Consider the following 14,196-nt stretch of genomic DNA (forward strand, 5'->3'; position numbering starts at 1 on the left):
GCTTAACCGGCGTACTGCATTGTGGCCCACCACTCGGCATCGGCTTCAATTTCGCCCTGCGCGTTGACGTGGGGGTAAGGCAATTTTTTCTGCTTCGCAACGCGAGCCAGTACCGGATAGCCACCTTCAAACAGCAGGCGCTGCTGTTCCTCTTCCGGCAGCATGCTGTTGCTGCGCTCGTACATGCCGGCGTTCTGACGCTGGCGCTGCGCTTCATACAGAATGAGCGCGGAGGCCACGGAGACGTTGAGTGACTGGACCATGCCAATCATCGGAATGATGATGTCCCGATCCGCCAGATCCAGCGCTTCTTGGGTGATCCCGGTTTTCTCCTGACCCATCAAAATGCAGGTCGGGCGGGTGTAGTCGATCTCGCGGAAATCCACGGCCTTAGCGGACAGGTTGGTGGCAAGGATCTGCATCCCGCGCCCTTTCAGGTGCGATACGGCTTCGCCAATTGTCTGGTGAGATTTGACGGAAACCCAGCTGTTACTGCCTGCCGCGGCAGAGACCATGGTTCGCATCCGGTGACCCGGCCAGACGGCGTGCACTTCATGCACACCGACGGCATCGGCGGTACGAACGATAGCAGAGACGTTATGCGGTTTATGGACTTGCTCCATGCAGACCGTCAGGTCAGGCTGACGCCTGGCGAGCATTTCGCATATCCGCGCGTAACGTTGTGGATTCATGCCGCTAGTTTCGGTTACGGGTGACTTTAATCACGTCCGGCATGACGCGGATCTTGCGCATAATATTCGCCAGATGCACGCGGTCGCGGGCGGTCAGACGAATAAAGGCGCTGTACACGCGGCCATCTTTTTCTTCCGTATTCAGGCTTTGAATATTGGAAGACGCCGTGTTGATCGCTGCCGTCAGGTTCGCCAGGGCACCCTGATGGTTGAACATATCCACCTTAATTTCGGTGATAAATTCCTGCGCGGTCTCTTTATCCCATTCGACCGCCATAAACTTCTCGGCCTCTTTCTGGTAGCCGCGGATGTTACGACAGGATTCATGGTGGATAACCAGCCCTTTACCCGGGCTGACGTGCGCAATAATCGGGTCGCCAGGAATTGGACGGCAACATTTTGCGAAGGTGATCAGCACCCCGTCCGCGCCTTTAATCGGCAGATGTCCGTGGCCTGGCGTAGCTGCAGGCACGGCTGTCGTGTCGCCTTGCTGCAGGTTCTTCGCCACCACCACGCTCATGGCGTTGCCGAGGCCGATCTCTGCCAGCAGGTCGTCAAGCGACGCGAGCTTCATGCGCTCCAGCTCACGCTGGACGTTCTCCTGCGGGATTTCAGCCAGCTTGCGACTGCCGCCCAACGCGTGGTTGAGAAGACGACGCCCAAGGCTGACGGAATCATCACGCTTGAGGTTTTTCAGCAGTTGGCGAATTTTGGCGCGTGCTTTAGAACTCACGACAAAGTTCAGCCAGGCCGCGTTTGGACGTGCGCCCGGCGCGGTAATGATTTCCACCGTCTGGCCGCTGGAGAGCGGCTGAGACAGCGGGTAAGGCTGTCTGTCGACGCGCGCGCCCACGCAGGCATGGCCGATATCGGTATGCACGGCGTAAGCGAAGTCGACCGGTGTTGCGCCCGCAGGCAGTTCGACAATGCGGCCTTCTGGGGTGAAAACGTAAATCTCATCCGGGAAGAGATCGGATTTCACGCTCTCGATAAATTCAAACGAGCTACCCGCACTCTGCTGAAGTTCCAGCAGGCTCTGCATCCAGCGCTGGGCGCGGATTTGTGCGGTCGTGCTGCTTTCGCCACCGTGCTCTTTATAGGCCCAGTGCGCGGCCACACCCATCTCTGCCATCTGGTCCATGTCTTCGGTACGAATTTGCACCTCAACAGGCACGCCGTGCGGCCCGATCATCGAGGTGTGCAAAGATTGATAGCCGTTCGCTTTTGGAATGGCGATGTAATCTTTCATCCGTCCTGGACGCGGTTTATAGAGGCTGTGCATCTGCCCCAGCACGCGATAACAGGTATCTGAATCGTGGACAATCACGCGGAAGGCGTAGATATCCATGATCGAGTGAAAACGTTGCTCTTTGAGCACCATTTTGCAGTAGATGGAGTACAGGTGTTTTTCGCGACCGCTGACGCGGCACGGGATCCCCGCTTCCTGCAAACGCCCTTCGATTTCAGAGAGGATCTTTTGAATCATCTCTTTACGGTTGCCGCGTGCGGCTTTCACCACCTCTTTAATCACGCGATAGCGGTTCGGGTACAACGCTTCAAAACCCAGCTCTTCCAGCTCGGTTTTAATGTGGTGAATACCTAAACGGTGCGCCAGCGGACTGTAGATTTCGAGGGTTTCACGGGCAATGCGGCGACGTTTATCCGGGCGAAGTGAGCCCAGCGTGCGCATGTTGTGGGTGCGGTCAGCGAGTTTGATGAGAATGACGCGGATATCCTGCACCATCGCCATAATCATCTTGCGGAAGTTTTCGGCTTGCGCCTCTTTCTTGTCGCGGAAATTCAGCTTATCAAGCTTAGAGACCCCTTCCACCAGTTCGGCAACGCTTTTGCCAAACAGCTGTTCCATGTCCTGGTAAGTGGCAGGGGTATCTTCAATCACGTCGTGCAGCAGCGCGGCCATCAGCGTTTCGTAGTCGAGTTTCATCTCGGCCAGAATACAGGCCACCGCTACCGGGTGCGTGATGTAGGGTTCACCGCTTGAACGTGTCTGGCCCTCGTGAGCGTCACGTGCAACGAGATACGCCTGCTGAAGACGCTTAATCTGGTCTTCAGGCAGGTAGGTTTGAATCAGTTGATTCAGGCTTTCAAACAGATACAAGGGCGACCCGCAGGTTTAATTAACGACGACCTTCAGCAATAGCGGTTACGGCCTGCAGTTCTGCGGCTTCCTGCTCTTGCTGCTCCTGGCGCTCACGCACGTCGAGGATCTGGTTGTTGATCAGACCTTCTTCGATTTCGCGAAGTGCAATAACGGTGGTTTTATCGTTTTCTTCCGGTACCAGCGGATCTTTACCGCCTACCTGCATCTGACGAGCGCGACGCGCGGCGACCAGCACCAGGTCAAAACGGTTACCAATTTTCTCTACAGCGTCCTGAACAGTTACGCGTGCCATACTTAAAATGCTCCACAGGTGAAGAAATGACTGGGCATGATACTGAAAGTGGGTTCAGTCTGCCAACAGTTTGGTGATTAATGCGTCATGTCGCTGCTTCTGGCGGCTCATACGCAGACGTTCTGCACGAAGAATGGTTTTGAGATCGCTCAGCGCGGCATCAAAATCATCATTCACAATAAGGTAATCATATTCCGCGTAATGGCTCATTTCTGCAACAGCCTGTTCCATACGCTTTGCGATGACTTCTTCGCTGTCCTGACCGCGGCCACGCAGGCGGCGATCCAGCTCATCTTTCGATGGCGGTAAAATAAAGATACTGCGCGAGTCAGGCATTTTCTTGCGAATTTGCTGTGCACCCTGCCAGTCGATATCCAGGAACACATTCACGCCCGTGGCCAGAACCTGCTCAATGGTTTCACGCGAGGTACCGTAGTAATTACCGAATACTTCCGCGTGTTCAAGAAACGCGTCTCTGCCGATCATCGCTCTGAACTCGTCGTGATCCACAAAGAAATAGTGTTCACCGTGCACTTCACCCGGACGCGGCGCTCGCGTGGTGTGAGAAACAGAAACCTGTGTGTCGTACAACGGTTGGGTTTTTAACAGTGCCTGAATAAGGCTGGATTTACCCGCGCCACTAGGGGCAGAAACAATATAAAGCGTGCCTTGAGCCATGAGAGTCTTTTGTATGTGTTAACGAAGAAGTCCTACATACGGGCTTATTATACACGTCACTGCCGTGTGACGTAGCCTTTGTCACACTTTTTCCCCTGGATTATTGAATTTTGCGTGCCGTTTTCAGGTTTTATCCGTGGTTTTCAGCAACCCCCAGGAAATACCGGATAGCGTCTCGCAGTGTGAACCGTTGCCGTTAGCGTTGTTTCAGACATCGATGTATACCTCCTGCAACGCAAAGGAGGGGTAGCGATGTGGCGATGGATAAGCGGGTTAATGCTGTTGTGGTGTGGCTATGGCGCGGCGGTATGCCCGGTCTGGTCGCAGGCAAAAGCAGAGAAAGAGATGGCGTCATTAAGCGCGCAAATCAAACGCTGGGATGACGCTTACTGGAAGCAAGGCGTGAGCGAAGTTAACGACGAGGTGTACGATCAGCTTAACGGGCGGTTAACGCAGTGGCAGCGCTGTTTTGGCACTGAACTCTCAGGAGAGAAACTTCCTCCGCTGACCGGGAGCGTCAAACATCCTGTTGCCCATACGGGCGTACATAAGGTGGCCAGCAAAGAGGAGCTGAAACAATGGATGCGTGCGCGGCAACATCTGTGGATGCAGCCCAAAGTTGACGGTGTGGCGGTAACGCTGGTCTACCGTGACGGAAAGTTAATCCAGGCCATCAGTCGCGGTGATGGCCTGAAAGGGGAGGACTGGACCGGGAAGGTACGTTTAATCCCGTCTGTTCCGCAAAAGCTCACCGGCAAGCTGGCGAACAGCGTTTTACAGGGCGAGCTTTTTTGGCTAAGCGACAGTCACATTCAGCGGCAGATGGGTGGGATGAACGCTCGCGCAAAGGTGGCGGGTGCGATGATGCGCCAAAAGGATAACGCGCTATTGAATAAGCTCGGCGTATTCATCTGGGCCTGGCCGGATGGGCCGAAAAATATGCAGACATCTTTAGCTGAACTGTCTCAGGCCGGTTTTACGCTGTCGGCACGGTATACGCTACCCGCCGAATCTGTTGACGCCGTCGAGAAACAACGCGTGGCCTGGCACGTAGCTGCATTACCCTTTGCCACGGATGGCATTGTGGTGCGGTCGGAGGATGCGCCTGCGGGGGAAGGCTGGTTGCCGGGCGAAGGCAACTGGGTGGTTGCGTGGAAATATATGCCAGCAGCCCAGGTGACCGAGGTGAGTGATATTCATTTTTCCGTGGGGCGAACGGGCAAAATGTCCGTTGTAGCCGCGCTGGAACCCGTGCAACTGGATGATAAACAGGTGCAGCGGGTGAGTCTGGGCTCAGTTGAGCGCTGGCAGCGGCTGGATATTGCCCCGGGGGATCAGATCCAGGTCAGCCTGGCCGGGCAGGGTATTCCCCGGTTTGATAAGGTGGTCTGGCGCGGGACAGACAGACATAAACCTGAGCCTCCCGCCTCGCGTTATCATGCGCTTAGCTGTTTCTATGCTTCGCCGGAGTGTATGGAGCAGTTCTTTGCCCGACTGGCGTGGCTCAGCTCAAAGCAGGTATTTGATATTGAAGGATTAGGCGAGTCAGGCTGGCGGACCCTCTGGCAGGCGCATCATTTTGAACATCTCTTTTCGTGGCTGTTATTAACGCAGGCGCAAATGCAGGCTACGCCTGGATTTTCCTCCGCGCGCGGGCTGGCGCTCTGGCATCGATTTAATCTGGTGCGCGAGAAGCCTTTTATCCGCTGGCTCATGGCACTGGGTGTTCCGCTGACGCAGGCTTCGCTGAAGGCGATGGGGGACGTAACGTGGCAAACGTTGAGCGGACGTAGCGCAAAGGACTGGCAGAGCCTGCCGGGAACGGGAGAGAAGAAGGCGCGACAAATTGTTGCATTCATCCATGACCCTGGCGTTGCCGGCCTGGCTTCCTGGCTAGGCAAGCAGGGTCTACCCGGATTTTAGAGCGAGCTTGCTTTAGCTTTGCGCCAGGGGGTATGTCTGTCTGGTGAACTGAAGGTTTCGCGAAGCTGATCGTAGTCATAGATGTGGCGGCCGCCATCAATTACCGGGATCAGTGTAGGAGCCTGATAGCACGGTGCAAGCACCGAGCTGCATTGATCAACACCCGTTGTGATTCCAAGCCACGTTAACATCAACTCATAATTGCTTGCTGTGGGCCACGCTTCATGTACCCACCCTACCGCTCTTTTTTGGGCATTCAGGGCTTGCTGGCTATACCAGATAAACTGGGGGACCTGGTAAGCCTCTTTGCTTGGGTTGCGTGAGCCATGCATATAGATGGAATTCAATTGCGGGTTTTTTTCCAGCCCATGGTCTGAAAAATAGAGCAGAGAGGATGCGCTGCCCTGCAGACGTTTAGCCACTTCGCCAATGAAGTAGTCGGTAAACAGAATCGCGTTATTGTAGCAATCTTCATATTTGTTGCCGGTATGCAGAATATTCGCTGATGCCGGATACCGATCGCAGGCCATCTCATGGCTGCCGTTGATATGCAGGAAAATTAACTTCTTGCCGGGGGCTTTAAGCGCCTCATCCAGTGCCGGTAAAAGCTCGGTGTCATAACGGGTATCAATCCACTGGGCTTTATGGCTGATAGAGGCAATGGCCACAATGTAGTTATTGCTCTTGCCTGTGTTACCCTGGGCGCTAATCCACTCGGTGTGATAGCCCGTTTTTTTAGCGACGCTAACGATATTGTCAGCAAGCTTATCGGTGGTGAAGTGGTCTGGATCAGCTTTGCTTAAAATCATCGGCACGGAAAGCACGGTGGCTGACGCGGGGGCAATAGCATTGCTAAAGATGAGGGCGTCCTTCGCCAGCCTGGATTCCACAGGCGTGGTATCCTGGTGAAAACCGTAGAGCTTCATATTGCTGCGACGTGCGGATTCACCCACGATAACAACATAGTTTTCGATGCCCGTATCATGATATTGCAATGCAGGATAATTGACGCTGTGCTGGCTAATTTTCTCGGCCAGCGCGTTATCGCGATGGGCAATAATGAACTCTGCACCGGTGTAAAAAGGCGTATTGGTTAAAATCCGCGAGCTGAGCGGATAATAAACTTCAAGATCGTGGCGTTTTTTTAGCCAGTTCGCCGTTGAATACCAGCCCAAATAAACGGCAAGCAGAACGAAGCCGACAGTTCTTACACGGGAAGAAACATGCTCGCTCGTCGATTTGATTGCGTACCAGGTGACAACAAAGTAAGCAACCGCGGCTGGTAAACAGTGCAGGTATAAACCTGACATGCTTTTCGCTTCGGCTACGTGAGTGCCGAGAATACTCATCGCAAATACGGTGTTAAATTCGCTCTGGTAGACACTCCATGTGCTGTAAGCAACCGCAAAATTTAACGTAAGCAGGGCGGTTAAAACAAATGCGACGATCTTACCGGGAAGCGTGCGATAGATCGCTGCGGCGCAGACCAGTAAGAGCGCATTACAAATCGCAATGCGCACTGCGAATCGCGCAGGTTGTGTTAAAAATACTGGCCATAACTGAATCAGCACGGAAACGAGCAGCAAAATTAAAAAATGGCTGCTGAGTTTTTTATTAATAATCAGTGCTGACGTTTTGGCAAAGGACATTGTTTTAACGCAAGTTTATGGGGACAAAGTGGCGACATTTTATCGCGTTTGGCCCGGTTATATGGGATAACAAAAGGTGCTTTTTACTACTTTGTTGTGGTTTTGTTGAGAATTCAATGGGTGTCCTGCGTGTAATGAAAAACGGGCAATCCCAGTTTTAAGCGCAGCGCCAGCAAGCGAGCCGTAAAACCAAATAATAACGTGGCAATGACCACAACATCATGGCTCGAAACATAATGTTGTAAAGCAATATACAGAACGGCAGAGGCAAAGGATATTCCAGCGTAAAGCTCTTTCTGGAAAACCAGTGGAATGCGCTTACAGAACATATCGCGCAGTACGCCGCCAAATACACCTGTTACGACCGCGGCGATAGTGGCTATGACCGGGCTTTCGCCCATATCCAGCGCGATTTGCGCCCCGATAATGGAGAAAACCACCAGACCTAAAGCGTCAAGGACTAAAAAAAGACGACGAAGGTGGGGCATAACGGGCGCCACGATGGTGGTCAACACGGCGGCAATCGCGACAATAACAATGTATTCAGGGTTTTTTACCCAGCCGAGCGGATAATGTCCCAGCAGGATATCTCGTACCGAACCGCCGCCCAGCGCGGTCGCTGTAGCAATAATGATCACGCCGAAGGTGTCCATACGGCGACGTCCGGCGGCAAGTGCGCCGGTCATGGCTTCTGCGGTGATGCCAATGAGATAAAGAATGTGAAGCAGCATATACCCTCCGGTGTGAATGCGGGGAGGTTAGCGATTTGTGCGCAAGATCACGATTGAGTTTTTCTAAGGCGACAGGGTTTGCCCTATATATTTTTATCAAGTTAAGTTGAATGAGCTTGATGAGCGGCGGTAAAACGCAAAATCAGGTGTTGGGATGGATTAGAAATAATAATGGGTGGCACCGTCGACACCACCCGGAAAGGCATTACTCAATATTCTGGATCTGCTCGCGCATTTGCTCAATCAGCACTTTCAACTCAATCGCGGAGTTGGTGACTTCTGCATTGATAGACTTAGACGCCAGGGTGTTCGACTCACGGTTGAACTCCTGCATCATAAAGTCCAGACGGCGGCCCACCGCTTCCTTCTTCTTCAGAATGTTGTAGGTCTCTTTAACGTGCGCTTCCAGACGGTCCAGCTCTTCAGCGACATCGATACGTTGCGCCATCAGCACCAGCTCTTGTTCCAGACGGGTGTTTTCCAGCTGAACTTCTGCTTCTTCCAGTTTGGCGACAAGGCGCTCGCGCTGCCACTGCAGCACTTCCGGCATATGGGTGCGAACCTTAGCCACTTCAGCGCTGACGCCTTCAAGGCGCTGCTCAATCATCGCTTTCAGCGCCTGACCTTCGGTTTCGCGGGCAACGATAAAGTCATCCAGCGTGCCGTCGAGAGCGGCCAGAATTTCAGCGGCAATGGCGTCCAGATCCTGCTCACCGGCGGCCATGACGCCAGGCCAGCGCAGAATATCAACCGGGTTGATTTCGCCTTCATCGCTCTGCATTTTGACCCAGTTCGCCGCATTGACGAGCTGTTTCGCCAGTTTTTCGTTAAGGATCAGCTCGCCCTGTGCGCTGGCATCAGGCTCAAAGCGCAGGTTGCATTCCACTTTACCGCGCGTCAGGCGCGTACGGATACGCTCGCGTACAACAGGCTCAAGGCTGCGGAACTGCTCCGGCATACGGAAATACGTTTCCAGGTAACGCTGGTTTACCGAGCGCATTTCCCATGTGGCGCTACCCCAGCTACCCTTGATTTCACGCCGGGCGTAGGCGGTCATACTGCGGATCATAGACATTCCCGTTTTTAAAGGAGAGATGGGGGGATTATAGCTTTCGGGGGCTTCTCAGGATAGGAATAAGCGTCCTTTATCCGTATAATGCGCAGCCACATTCGTTTCAAGCCGGAGAATCCATCATGCGTCCATCAGGTCGTAGCGCCAATCAGGTGCGTCCCGTCACCCTGACCCGTAACTATACAAAACACGCTGAAGGCTCCGTGCTGGTTGAGTTTGGTGACACTAAAGTGCTGTGCACCGCCTCCATCGAAGAAGGCGTTCCGCGCTTCCTGAAAGGTCAGGGCCAGGGCTGGATCACCGCCGAGTACGGCATGCTGCCGCGTGCGACCCATACCCGTAATGCCCGTGAAGCGGCGAAGGGTAAGCAGGGCGGTCGTACTATGGAAATTCAGCGTCTGATCGCGCGTGCGCTGCGCGCCGCCGTTGACCTGAAAACCCTCGGCGAATTCACGATTACTCTGGACTGCGACGTGATTCAGGCCGATGGTGGTACGCGTACGGCCTCTATTACCGGCGCCTGTGTCGCGCTGGCGGATGCCCTGAACAAGCTGGTTGCAGCCGGTAAGCTGAAAACCAACCCAATGAAAGGCATGGTTGCGGCGGTCTCCGTAGGCATCGTTAACGGTGAAGCGCTTTGCGATCTGGAATACGTTGAAGATTCCGCGGCAGAGACAGACATGAACGTGGTGATGACCGAAGATGGTCGCATCATTGAGGTGCAGGGCACGGCAGAAGGCGAGCCGTTCACTCACGAAGAACTTCTCTCCCTGCTGGCGTTGGCCCGAGGGGGAATCGAATCCATTGTCACGACGCAGAAAGCGGCGTTAGAAAATTGATTTTAAAGGCGACCAATGAGTCGCCTTTTTTTTGCCTGTAAGACAGAAAACCAAAGGAGCAAATCCATGAAATCGTATCAGCGCCAGTTTATTGAGTTTGCGCTTAACAAGCAGGTACTTAAGTTTGGCGAATTTACGCTGAAATCCGGGCGTAAGAGTCCCTATTTCTTCAACGCCGGGCTGTTTAATACCGGGCGCGATCTGGCATTGTTAGGCCGTTTCTATGCCGAAGCGCTGGTAGATTCCGGGATTGATTTTGACCTGCTGTTTGGCCCGGCCTATAAAGGCATTCCGATTGCGACTACCACCGCGGTGGCGCTGGCGGAACACCATGACCGCGACGTGCCGTACTGCTTTAACCGCAAAGAGGCTAAAACCCACGGTGAAGGCGGGAATCTGGTCGGCAGCGCGCTGCAGGGCCGCGTCATGCTGGTGGACGACGTGATCACCGCAGGCACGGCGATCCGCGAATCAATGGAGATTATCCAGGCCAACGGTGCAACGCTGGCTGGCGTGTTGATTTCGCTGGATCGTCAGGAGCGTGGTCGTGGAGAAATCTCCGCCATTCAGGAAGTGGAGCGCGACTACAACTGCAAAGTGACGTCGATTATCACCCTGAAAGAGCTGATTGTGTATCTGGAAGAGAAGCCTGAGATGGCGGACCATCTGGCAGCGGTAAAAGCGTATCGCGAAGCGTTTGGGGTTTAATTGCATTGCCCGGTGGCGCTACGCTTACCGGGCCTACCCGTTCGCAGGCCGGATAAGGCGAAGCCGCCATCCGGCGATGGCGTTACTGTAATTGTGCTGCGACTAACGGCCAGCGGGCGTCAAAATCGTCCGTTGGGCGGTATTTGAACTCGCTACGCACAAAGCGGGAGAGCATCCCTTCACAAAACGCCAGAATCTGGCTCGCCAGCAGCGTTTCATCAATGCTGTATCCTTCACCTTCACGCATTTTCTTCTCGCGCAGCACCTGGCGCAGCTGCGCTTCAATGCGTTCGAAAAGTTGGTTAATGCGGCCCTGCAGTCTGTCTTGTTCAAACATCAGCGCGTGGCCGGTCAGGATACGGGTTAAGCCCGGATTGCGTTCACCAAAGCCCAGGATTAACAGCACAATCAGACGCAGACGCGCGGTGGTGTCTTTTTCGTCTTTCAGAATCAGGTTGATGCGTGTGATCAGGCTGTCTTCAATAAACTCGATCAGGCTGTCGAACATCCGGGTCTTGCTCGGAAAATGACGGTACAGCGCCGCCTCAGACACGCCTACGGAGGCGGCCAGTTTAGCGGTGGTGATGCGTTGACTGCCATCGCTGGATTCAAGCATCAGAGCCAGAGATTGAAGTATTTCTTCGCGACGATTCCTTTTCGCGGTTTGTTTTTCTGCCATGTTACAAAATACCCCTGAAAATAAGCACTTGCCAGGCTGGCATCCACACAGCGACCGCAAACGGACGTTTGCGGTTTGTTATTGCATTATGACGCTGTGGGATACGTGTCTGTCGGGCAGTTATTTGCGCCCGGAATGGCCGAAGCCGCCTTCGCCACGGTCGGTGGCATCAAAGTCTGCCACCAGGTTAAATTCTGCCTGTACCACCGGTACAAAGACCATCTGTGCGATACGCTCGCCCGGTTCAATGGTGAAGCTGTCCTGACCACGGTTCCAGACGGAGACCATCAGCTGACCCTGGTAGTCGGAGTCGATCAGGCCCACCAGGTTACCCAGCACAACGCCGTGCTTATGGCCCAGGCCAGAACGCGGCAAGATCACCGCCGCCAGCGACGGGTCAGCGATGTGAATCGCCAGGCCAGTCGGAACCAGGGTCGTGGCACCCGGAGCCAGTTCTACGGCGTCATCGAGACAGGCGCGCAGGTCAAGACCGGCCGAGCCGGAGGTGGCATAGGTTGGCAGCGGAAATTGCTCGCCAACACGCGGGTCCAGAATCTTAACGTCGATTTTTTTCATCATAACGGGTAACGATCTCGTCGAGTAAATGTTGGCCCAGGAGTTCCTTGCGCTCAAGCGGTAAGACTTTATCTCCATCCTGCCAGAAAAGGTGCAGTGCGTTGCTGTCGCTGTTAAATCCTTGTGTGGCCAGCGATACGTCGTTCGCGCAAATTAAATCGAGGTTTTTGCGGGTACGTTTTTGCCGGGCATATTCTTCCACATTATTCGTTTCTGCGGCAAACCCAACAACGTATGGACGGTGGCTTTTTAGTGCGGCGACACCGGCAACAATGTCCGGATTTTTCACCATTTTTAGTGTTAATTCATCGCCTTGCTTTTTAATTTTAGCCTCGGCGATCGTCTCGGCGCGATAGTCTGCAACGGCCGCACAGCCGATAAAAATCTGCTGGTTTTGAGCATGTGCCTGCACGGCGGCTTCCATCTCCAGCGCGGTGGTAACGTCAATTCGCTTCACAAACGCAGGGGTAGGCAGAGAGACCGGGCCGCTCACCAGCGTGACGTTCGCGCCACGCTTCGCAGCGGCGGCGGCAATCGCAAAGCCCATTTTGCCGGAGCTATGGTTGGTGATGTAGCGCACCGGATCCAGCGGCTCGCGCGTGGGACCCGCGGTAATCATGATGTTGAGATGTTGCAGATCGTTGACAGGCGAGAAGTGGGCTGCGGCCATATCAACAATCGTTAGCGGATCGAGCATGCGGCCCGGGCCAACATCGCCGCAGGCCTGGCTGCCGTTGTCCGGACCCCAGATAAGCAGGCCGCGTGAGGCCAGCGTCTCAAGATTGTGCTGAGTGGCGGCATTACGGTACATCTGCTGGTTCATGGCCGGAACGACGGCAACAGGGGCAGGCGTAGCCAGACAAATGGTGGAAACCAGATCGTTTGCCATACCGGCCGCCACCCGAGCGATTAAATCCGCGGTGGCGGGGGCGAGGATAACCAGGTCTGCCCATTTCCCAAGCTCAATATGGCCCATCGCGGCTTCGGCAGCCGGATCGAGCAGGCTGTCAGATACCGGGTATCCTGAAACGGCCTGCAGGCTCAGAGGAGTGATAAAGGCTTTACCGCCTTCGGTTATCGCGACCCGCACATCTGCCCCGCGCTCGCGCAGACGACGCACCAGCTCCGGCGCTTTGTAGGCAGCAATACCGCCGCTCACGCCAAGAACGATTTTTTTACCGGCCAGGCTCATCATGATTCTTTCCTGTTGGGTTTCACCAGAGAGCGGGCATTTTATCACAATCCCCAAAACGGGGTGATTTTGTCCTTCGACCACTTTGCGAGGCGCTACGCAAGAACGCAACGTGGCCGTCGAGCGCCGGATGGGCCTGTGGCAGCATGCGGTTAAAAAGGGAGAAAGAGCATGGAAGAAGAGGATGAGCAGCTGCTGCCGCGTGAAAAACTGCTGCGCTACGACGTCACCCTGTTAAAAGATGATGAACTGCTGGCGCTCTTTTTACGTACCGGAACGCCCGGCAAAACGGTATTTACGCTGGCAAAAGAGCTGATAGCACGTTTCGGTTCGCTGTACGGTTTACTGACCGCCGAGCTGGCGCAGTTTAAGCATGTTGAGGGGATCGGCGTGGCGAAATATGCCCAGTTGAGGGCCATTGCCGAACTTGCCCGCCGTTTTTACAATGTCCGCATGGAGAAGGACGATCCGATCCTGACGCCAGCGATGACGCGTGAATATCTGCAAAGCCAGTTAACCGATATCGAGCGCGAGATCTTTATGGTGATCTTTGTCGATAACCGAAACCGGGTACTGAAACATAGCTGCCTCTTTGCCGGCACGTTAAGCCACGTTGAGGTGCATCCGCGTGAAATTGTGCGGGAAGCGATAAAAGTGAATGCAGCGGGCGTGATCCTCGCGCATAATCACCCCTCTGGCTGTGCAGAACCGAGCAGAGCGGACAAAGAAATCACCGAGCGCATTATCAAATGCTGTCAATTCATGGACATTCGTGTGCTGGACCATCTGATAATTGGCCGCGGAGAGTACATTTCTTTTGCAGAACATGGCTGGATTTAGGCTATTTCTCGCGATCCATCGGGATCTTTGTCTGTTCGGGACTTGAGCACACCGCCGAGTCAGCGTATACTACGCCACCTTTGAGAATCTCGGGTTTGGCATTTGGGCCTGGCAATCGAGAGTTCACTTAGAACTATGCGATGACCGGGCTGTAAAGCCTGACGAGGCGCCGATACCCCATACGAAGCTCGAGCTAATTTGAT

The 14,196-nt window shown here is 54.3% G+C and carries 14 protein-coding genes; 4 read left to right on the plus strand and 10 right to left on the minus strand.

Going from position 1 to position 14,196, the window contains the following annotated elements:
• Nucleotides 1-2: 2 nt before the first annotated feature.
• Genes trmH through gmk form a run of 4 tightly spaced genes read right to left on the minus strand, consistent with a single transcriptional unit; the run spans nucleotide 3 to nucleotide 3,784 of the window.
• Nucleotides 3-692, minus strand: a complete 690-nt coding sequence (gene trmH, locus BMW97_RS19355) for a tRNA (guanosine(18)-2'-O)-methyltransferase TrmH (RefSeq protein ID WP_045907921.1) — start codon at nucleotides 690-692, stop codon at nucleotides 3-5.
• A gap of 4 nt (nucleotides 693-696) precedes the next feature.
• Complete coding sequence (gene spoT / locus BMW97_RS19360; RefSeq protein ID WP_045907920.1) at nucleotides 697-2,811, minus strand: bifunctional GTP diphosphokinase/guanosine-3',5'-bis pyrophosphate 3'-pyrophosphohydrolase; 2,115 nt, start codon at nucleotides 2,809-2,811, stop codon at nucleotides 697-699.
• A gap of 19 nt (nucleotides 2,812-2,830) precedes the next feature.
• Nucleotides 2,831-3,106, minus strand: coding sequence for a DNA-directed RNA polymerase subunit omega (gene rpoZ / locus BMW97_RS19365; RefSeq protein WP_000135058.1), 276 nt, complete (start codon nucleotides 3,104-3,106; stop codon nucleotides 2,831-2,833).
• A gap of 54 nt (nucleotides 3,107-3,160) precedes the next feature.
• Nucleotides 3,161-3,784, minus strand: coding sequence for a guanylate kinase (gene gmk / locus BMW97_RS19370; protein WP_010426438.1), 624 nt, complete (start codon nucleotides 3,782-3,784; stop codon nucleotides 3,161-3,163).
• A gap of 252 nt (nucleotides 3,785-4,036) precedes the next feature.
• Here gmk and ligB point away from each other — a divergent pair, with 252 nt between their 5' ends.
• Complete coding sequence (gene ligB, locus BMW97_RS19375) at nucleotides 4,037-5,707, plus strand: NAD-dependent DNA ligase LigB (RefSeq protein WP_045907919.1); 1,671 nt, start codon at nucleotides 4,037-4,039, stop codon at nucleotides 5,705-5,707.
• Here the strand turns inward: ligB and BMW97_RS19380 are convergent.
• The 3 genes from BMW97_RS19380 to BMW97_RS19390 all read right to left on the minus strand — a co-directional run bounded on the left by BMW97_RS19380 (nucleotide 5,704) and on the right by BMW97_RS19390 (nucleotide 9,156).
• Complete coding sequence (locus BMW97_RS19380) at nucleotides 5,704-7,356, minus strand: phosphoethanolamine transferase (RefSeq protein ID WP_045907918.1); 1,653 nt, start codon at nucleotides 7,354-7,356, stop codon at nucleotides 5,704-5,706. The genes ligB and BMW97_RS19380 overlap by 4 nt on opposite strands.
• A gap of 113 nt (nucleotides 7,357-7,469) precedes the next feature.
• Entirely contained in the window at nucleotides 7,470-8,087 is a 618-nt protein-coding gene (locus BMW97_RS19385) for a trimeric intracellular cation channel family protein (RefSeq protein WP_045907917.1), read from the minus strand.
• Nucleotides 8,088-8,292: 205 nt separating this feature from the next.
• The gene (locus BMW97_RS19390; protein ID WP_008502687.1) at nucleotides 8,293-9,156 is read right to left on the minus strand and encodes a YicC/YloC family endoribonuclease; all 864 of its coding nucleotides are present in this window, start codon (nucleotides 9,154-9,156) and stop codon (nucleotides 8,293-8,295) included.
• Between the two features lie 125 nt (nucleotides 9,157-9,281).
• Here BMW97_RS19390 and rph point away from each other — a divergent pair, with 125 nt between their 5' ends.
• Together rph and pyrE are read left to right on the plus strand one after the other, a co-directional pair.
• On the plus strand, nucleotides 9,282-9,998 hold the full coding sequence (gene rph, locus BMW97_RS19395; protein WP_006812424.1) for a ribonuclease PH: 717 nt from the start codon (nucleotides 9,282-9,284) through the stop codon (nucleotides 9,996-9,998).
• A 66-nt stretch (nucleotides 9,999-10,064) separates the two neighbouring features.
• Nucleotides 10,065-10,706 carry an orotate phosphoribosyltransferase gene (pyrE, locus tag BMW97_RS19400; protein ID WP_045907916.1) on the plus strand — a complete coding sequence of 214 codons (642 nt, stop codon included), beginning with the start codon at nucleotides 10,065-10,067 and terminating at the stop codon, nucleotides 10,704-10,706.
• Between the two features lie 82 nt (nucleotides 10,707-10,788).
• Here the strand turns inward: pyrE and slmA are convergent, their stop codons facing one another.
• From slmA to coaBC, 3 genes are all read right to left on the minus strand, one after another.
• A complete protein-coding gene (gene slmA / locus BMW97_RS19405) occupies nucleotides 10,789-11,385 on the minus strand; it encodes a nucleoid occlusion factor SlmA (protein WP_008502690.1) in 597 nt (198 codons plus the stop codon).
• Between the two features lie 120 nt (nucleotides 11,386-11,505).
• Entirely contained in the window at nucleotides 11,506-11,964 is a 459-nt protein-coding gene (gene dut / locus BMW97_RS19410) for a dUTP diphosphatase (RefSeq protein WP_008502691.1), read from the minus strand.
• The gene (coaBC, locus tag BMW97_RS19415; RefSeq protein WP_090393101.1) at nucleotides 11,942-13,153 is read right to left on the minus strand and encodes a bifunctional phosphopantothenoylcysteine decarboxylase/phosphopantothenate--cysteine ligase CoaBC; all 1,212 of its coding nucleotides are present in this window, start codon (nucleotides 13,151-13,153) and stop codon (nucleotides 11,942-11,944) included. Before coaBC ends, dut begins: the two co-directional genes overlap by 23 nt.
• A 171-nt stretch (nucleotides 13,154-13,324) precedes the next feature.
• On the opposite strand from coaBC, the gene radC reads away from it, so the two are divergent.
• A complete protein-coding gene (gene radC / locus BMW97_RS19420; RefSeq protein ID WP_032675724.1) occupies nucleotides 13,325-13,993 on the plus strand; it encodes a RadC family protein in 669 nt (222 codons plus the stop codon).
• Nucleotides 13,994-14,196 lie beyond the last annotated feature (203 nt).

Source organism: Enterobacter sp. NFIX58, from assembly GCF_900110475.1.
In the GTDB taxonomy this organism is placed as follows: domain Bacteria; phylum Pseudomonadota; class Gammaproteobacteria; order Enterobacterales; family Enterobacteriaceae; genus Enterobacter; species Enterobacter quasiroggenkampii.

Coding starts and splice junctions, on each gene's coding strand:
- trmH (WP_045907921.1), bottom strand. CDS start 692: ATGAATCCACAACGTTACGCGCGGATATGCGAAATGCTCGCCAGGCGT.
- gmk (WP_010426438.1), bottom strand. CDS start 3,784: ATGGCTCAAGGCACGCTTTATATTGTTTCTGCCCCTAGTGGCGCGGGT.
- BMW97_RS19385 (WP_045907917.1), bottom strand. CDS start 8,087: ATGCTGCTTCACATTCTTTATCTCATTGGCATCACCGCAGAAGCCATG.
- radC (WP_032675724.1), top strand. CDS start 13,325: ATGGAAGAAGAGGATGAGCAGCTGCTGCCGCGTGAAAAACTGCTGCGC.
- pyrE (WP_045907916.1), top strand. CDS start 10,065: ATGAAATCGTATCAGCGCCAGTTTATTGAGTTTGCGCTTAACAAGCAG.
- rph (WP_006812424.1), top strand. CDS start 9,282: ATGCGTCCATCAGGTCGTAGCGCCAATCAGGTGCGTCCCGTCACCCTG.
- BMW97_RS19380 (WP_045907918.1), bottom strand. CDS start 7,356: ATGTCCTTTGCCAAAACGTCAGCACTGATTATTAATAAAAAACTCAGC.
- dut (WP_008502691.1), bottom strand. CDS start 11,964: ATGATGAAAAAAATCGACGTTAAGATTCTGGACCCGCGTGTTGGCGAG.
- ligB (WP_045907919.1), top strand. CDS start 4,037: ATGTGGCGATGGATAAGCGGGTTAATGCTGTTGTGGTGTGGCTATGGC.
- coaBC (WP_090393101.1), bottom strand. CDS start 13,153: ATGAGCCTGGCCGGTAAAAAAATCGTTCTTGGCGTGAGCGGCGGTATT.
- slmA (WP_008502690.1), bottom strand. CDS start 11,385: ATGGCAGAAAAACAAACCGCGAAAAGGAATCGTCGCGAAGAAATACTT.
- BMW97_RS19390 (WP_008502687.1), bottom strand. CDS start 9,156: ATGATCCGCAGTATGACCGCCTACGCCCGGCGTGAAATCAAGGGTAGC.
- rpoZ (WP_000135058.1), bottom strand. CDS start 3,106: ATGGCACGCGTAACTGTTCAGGACGCTGTAGAGAAAATTGGTAACCGT.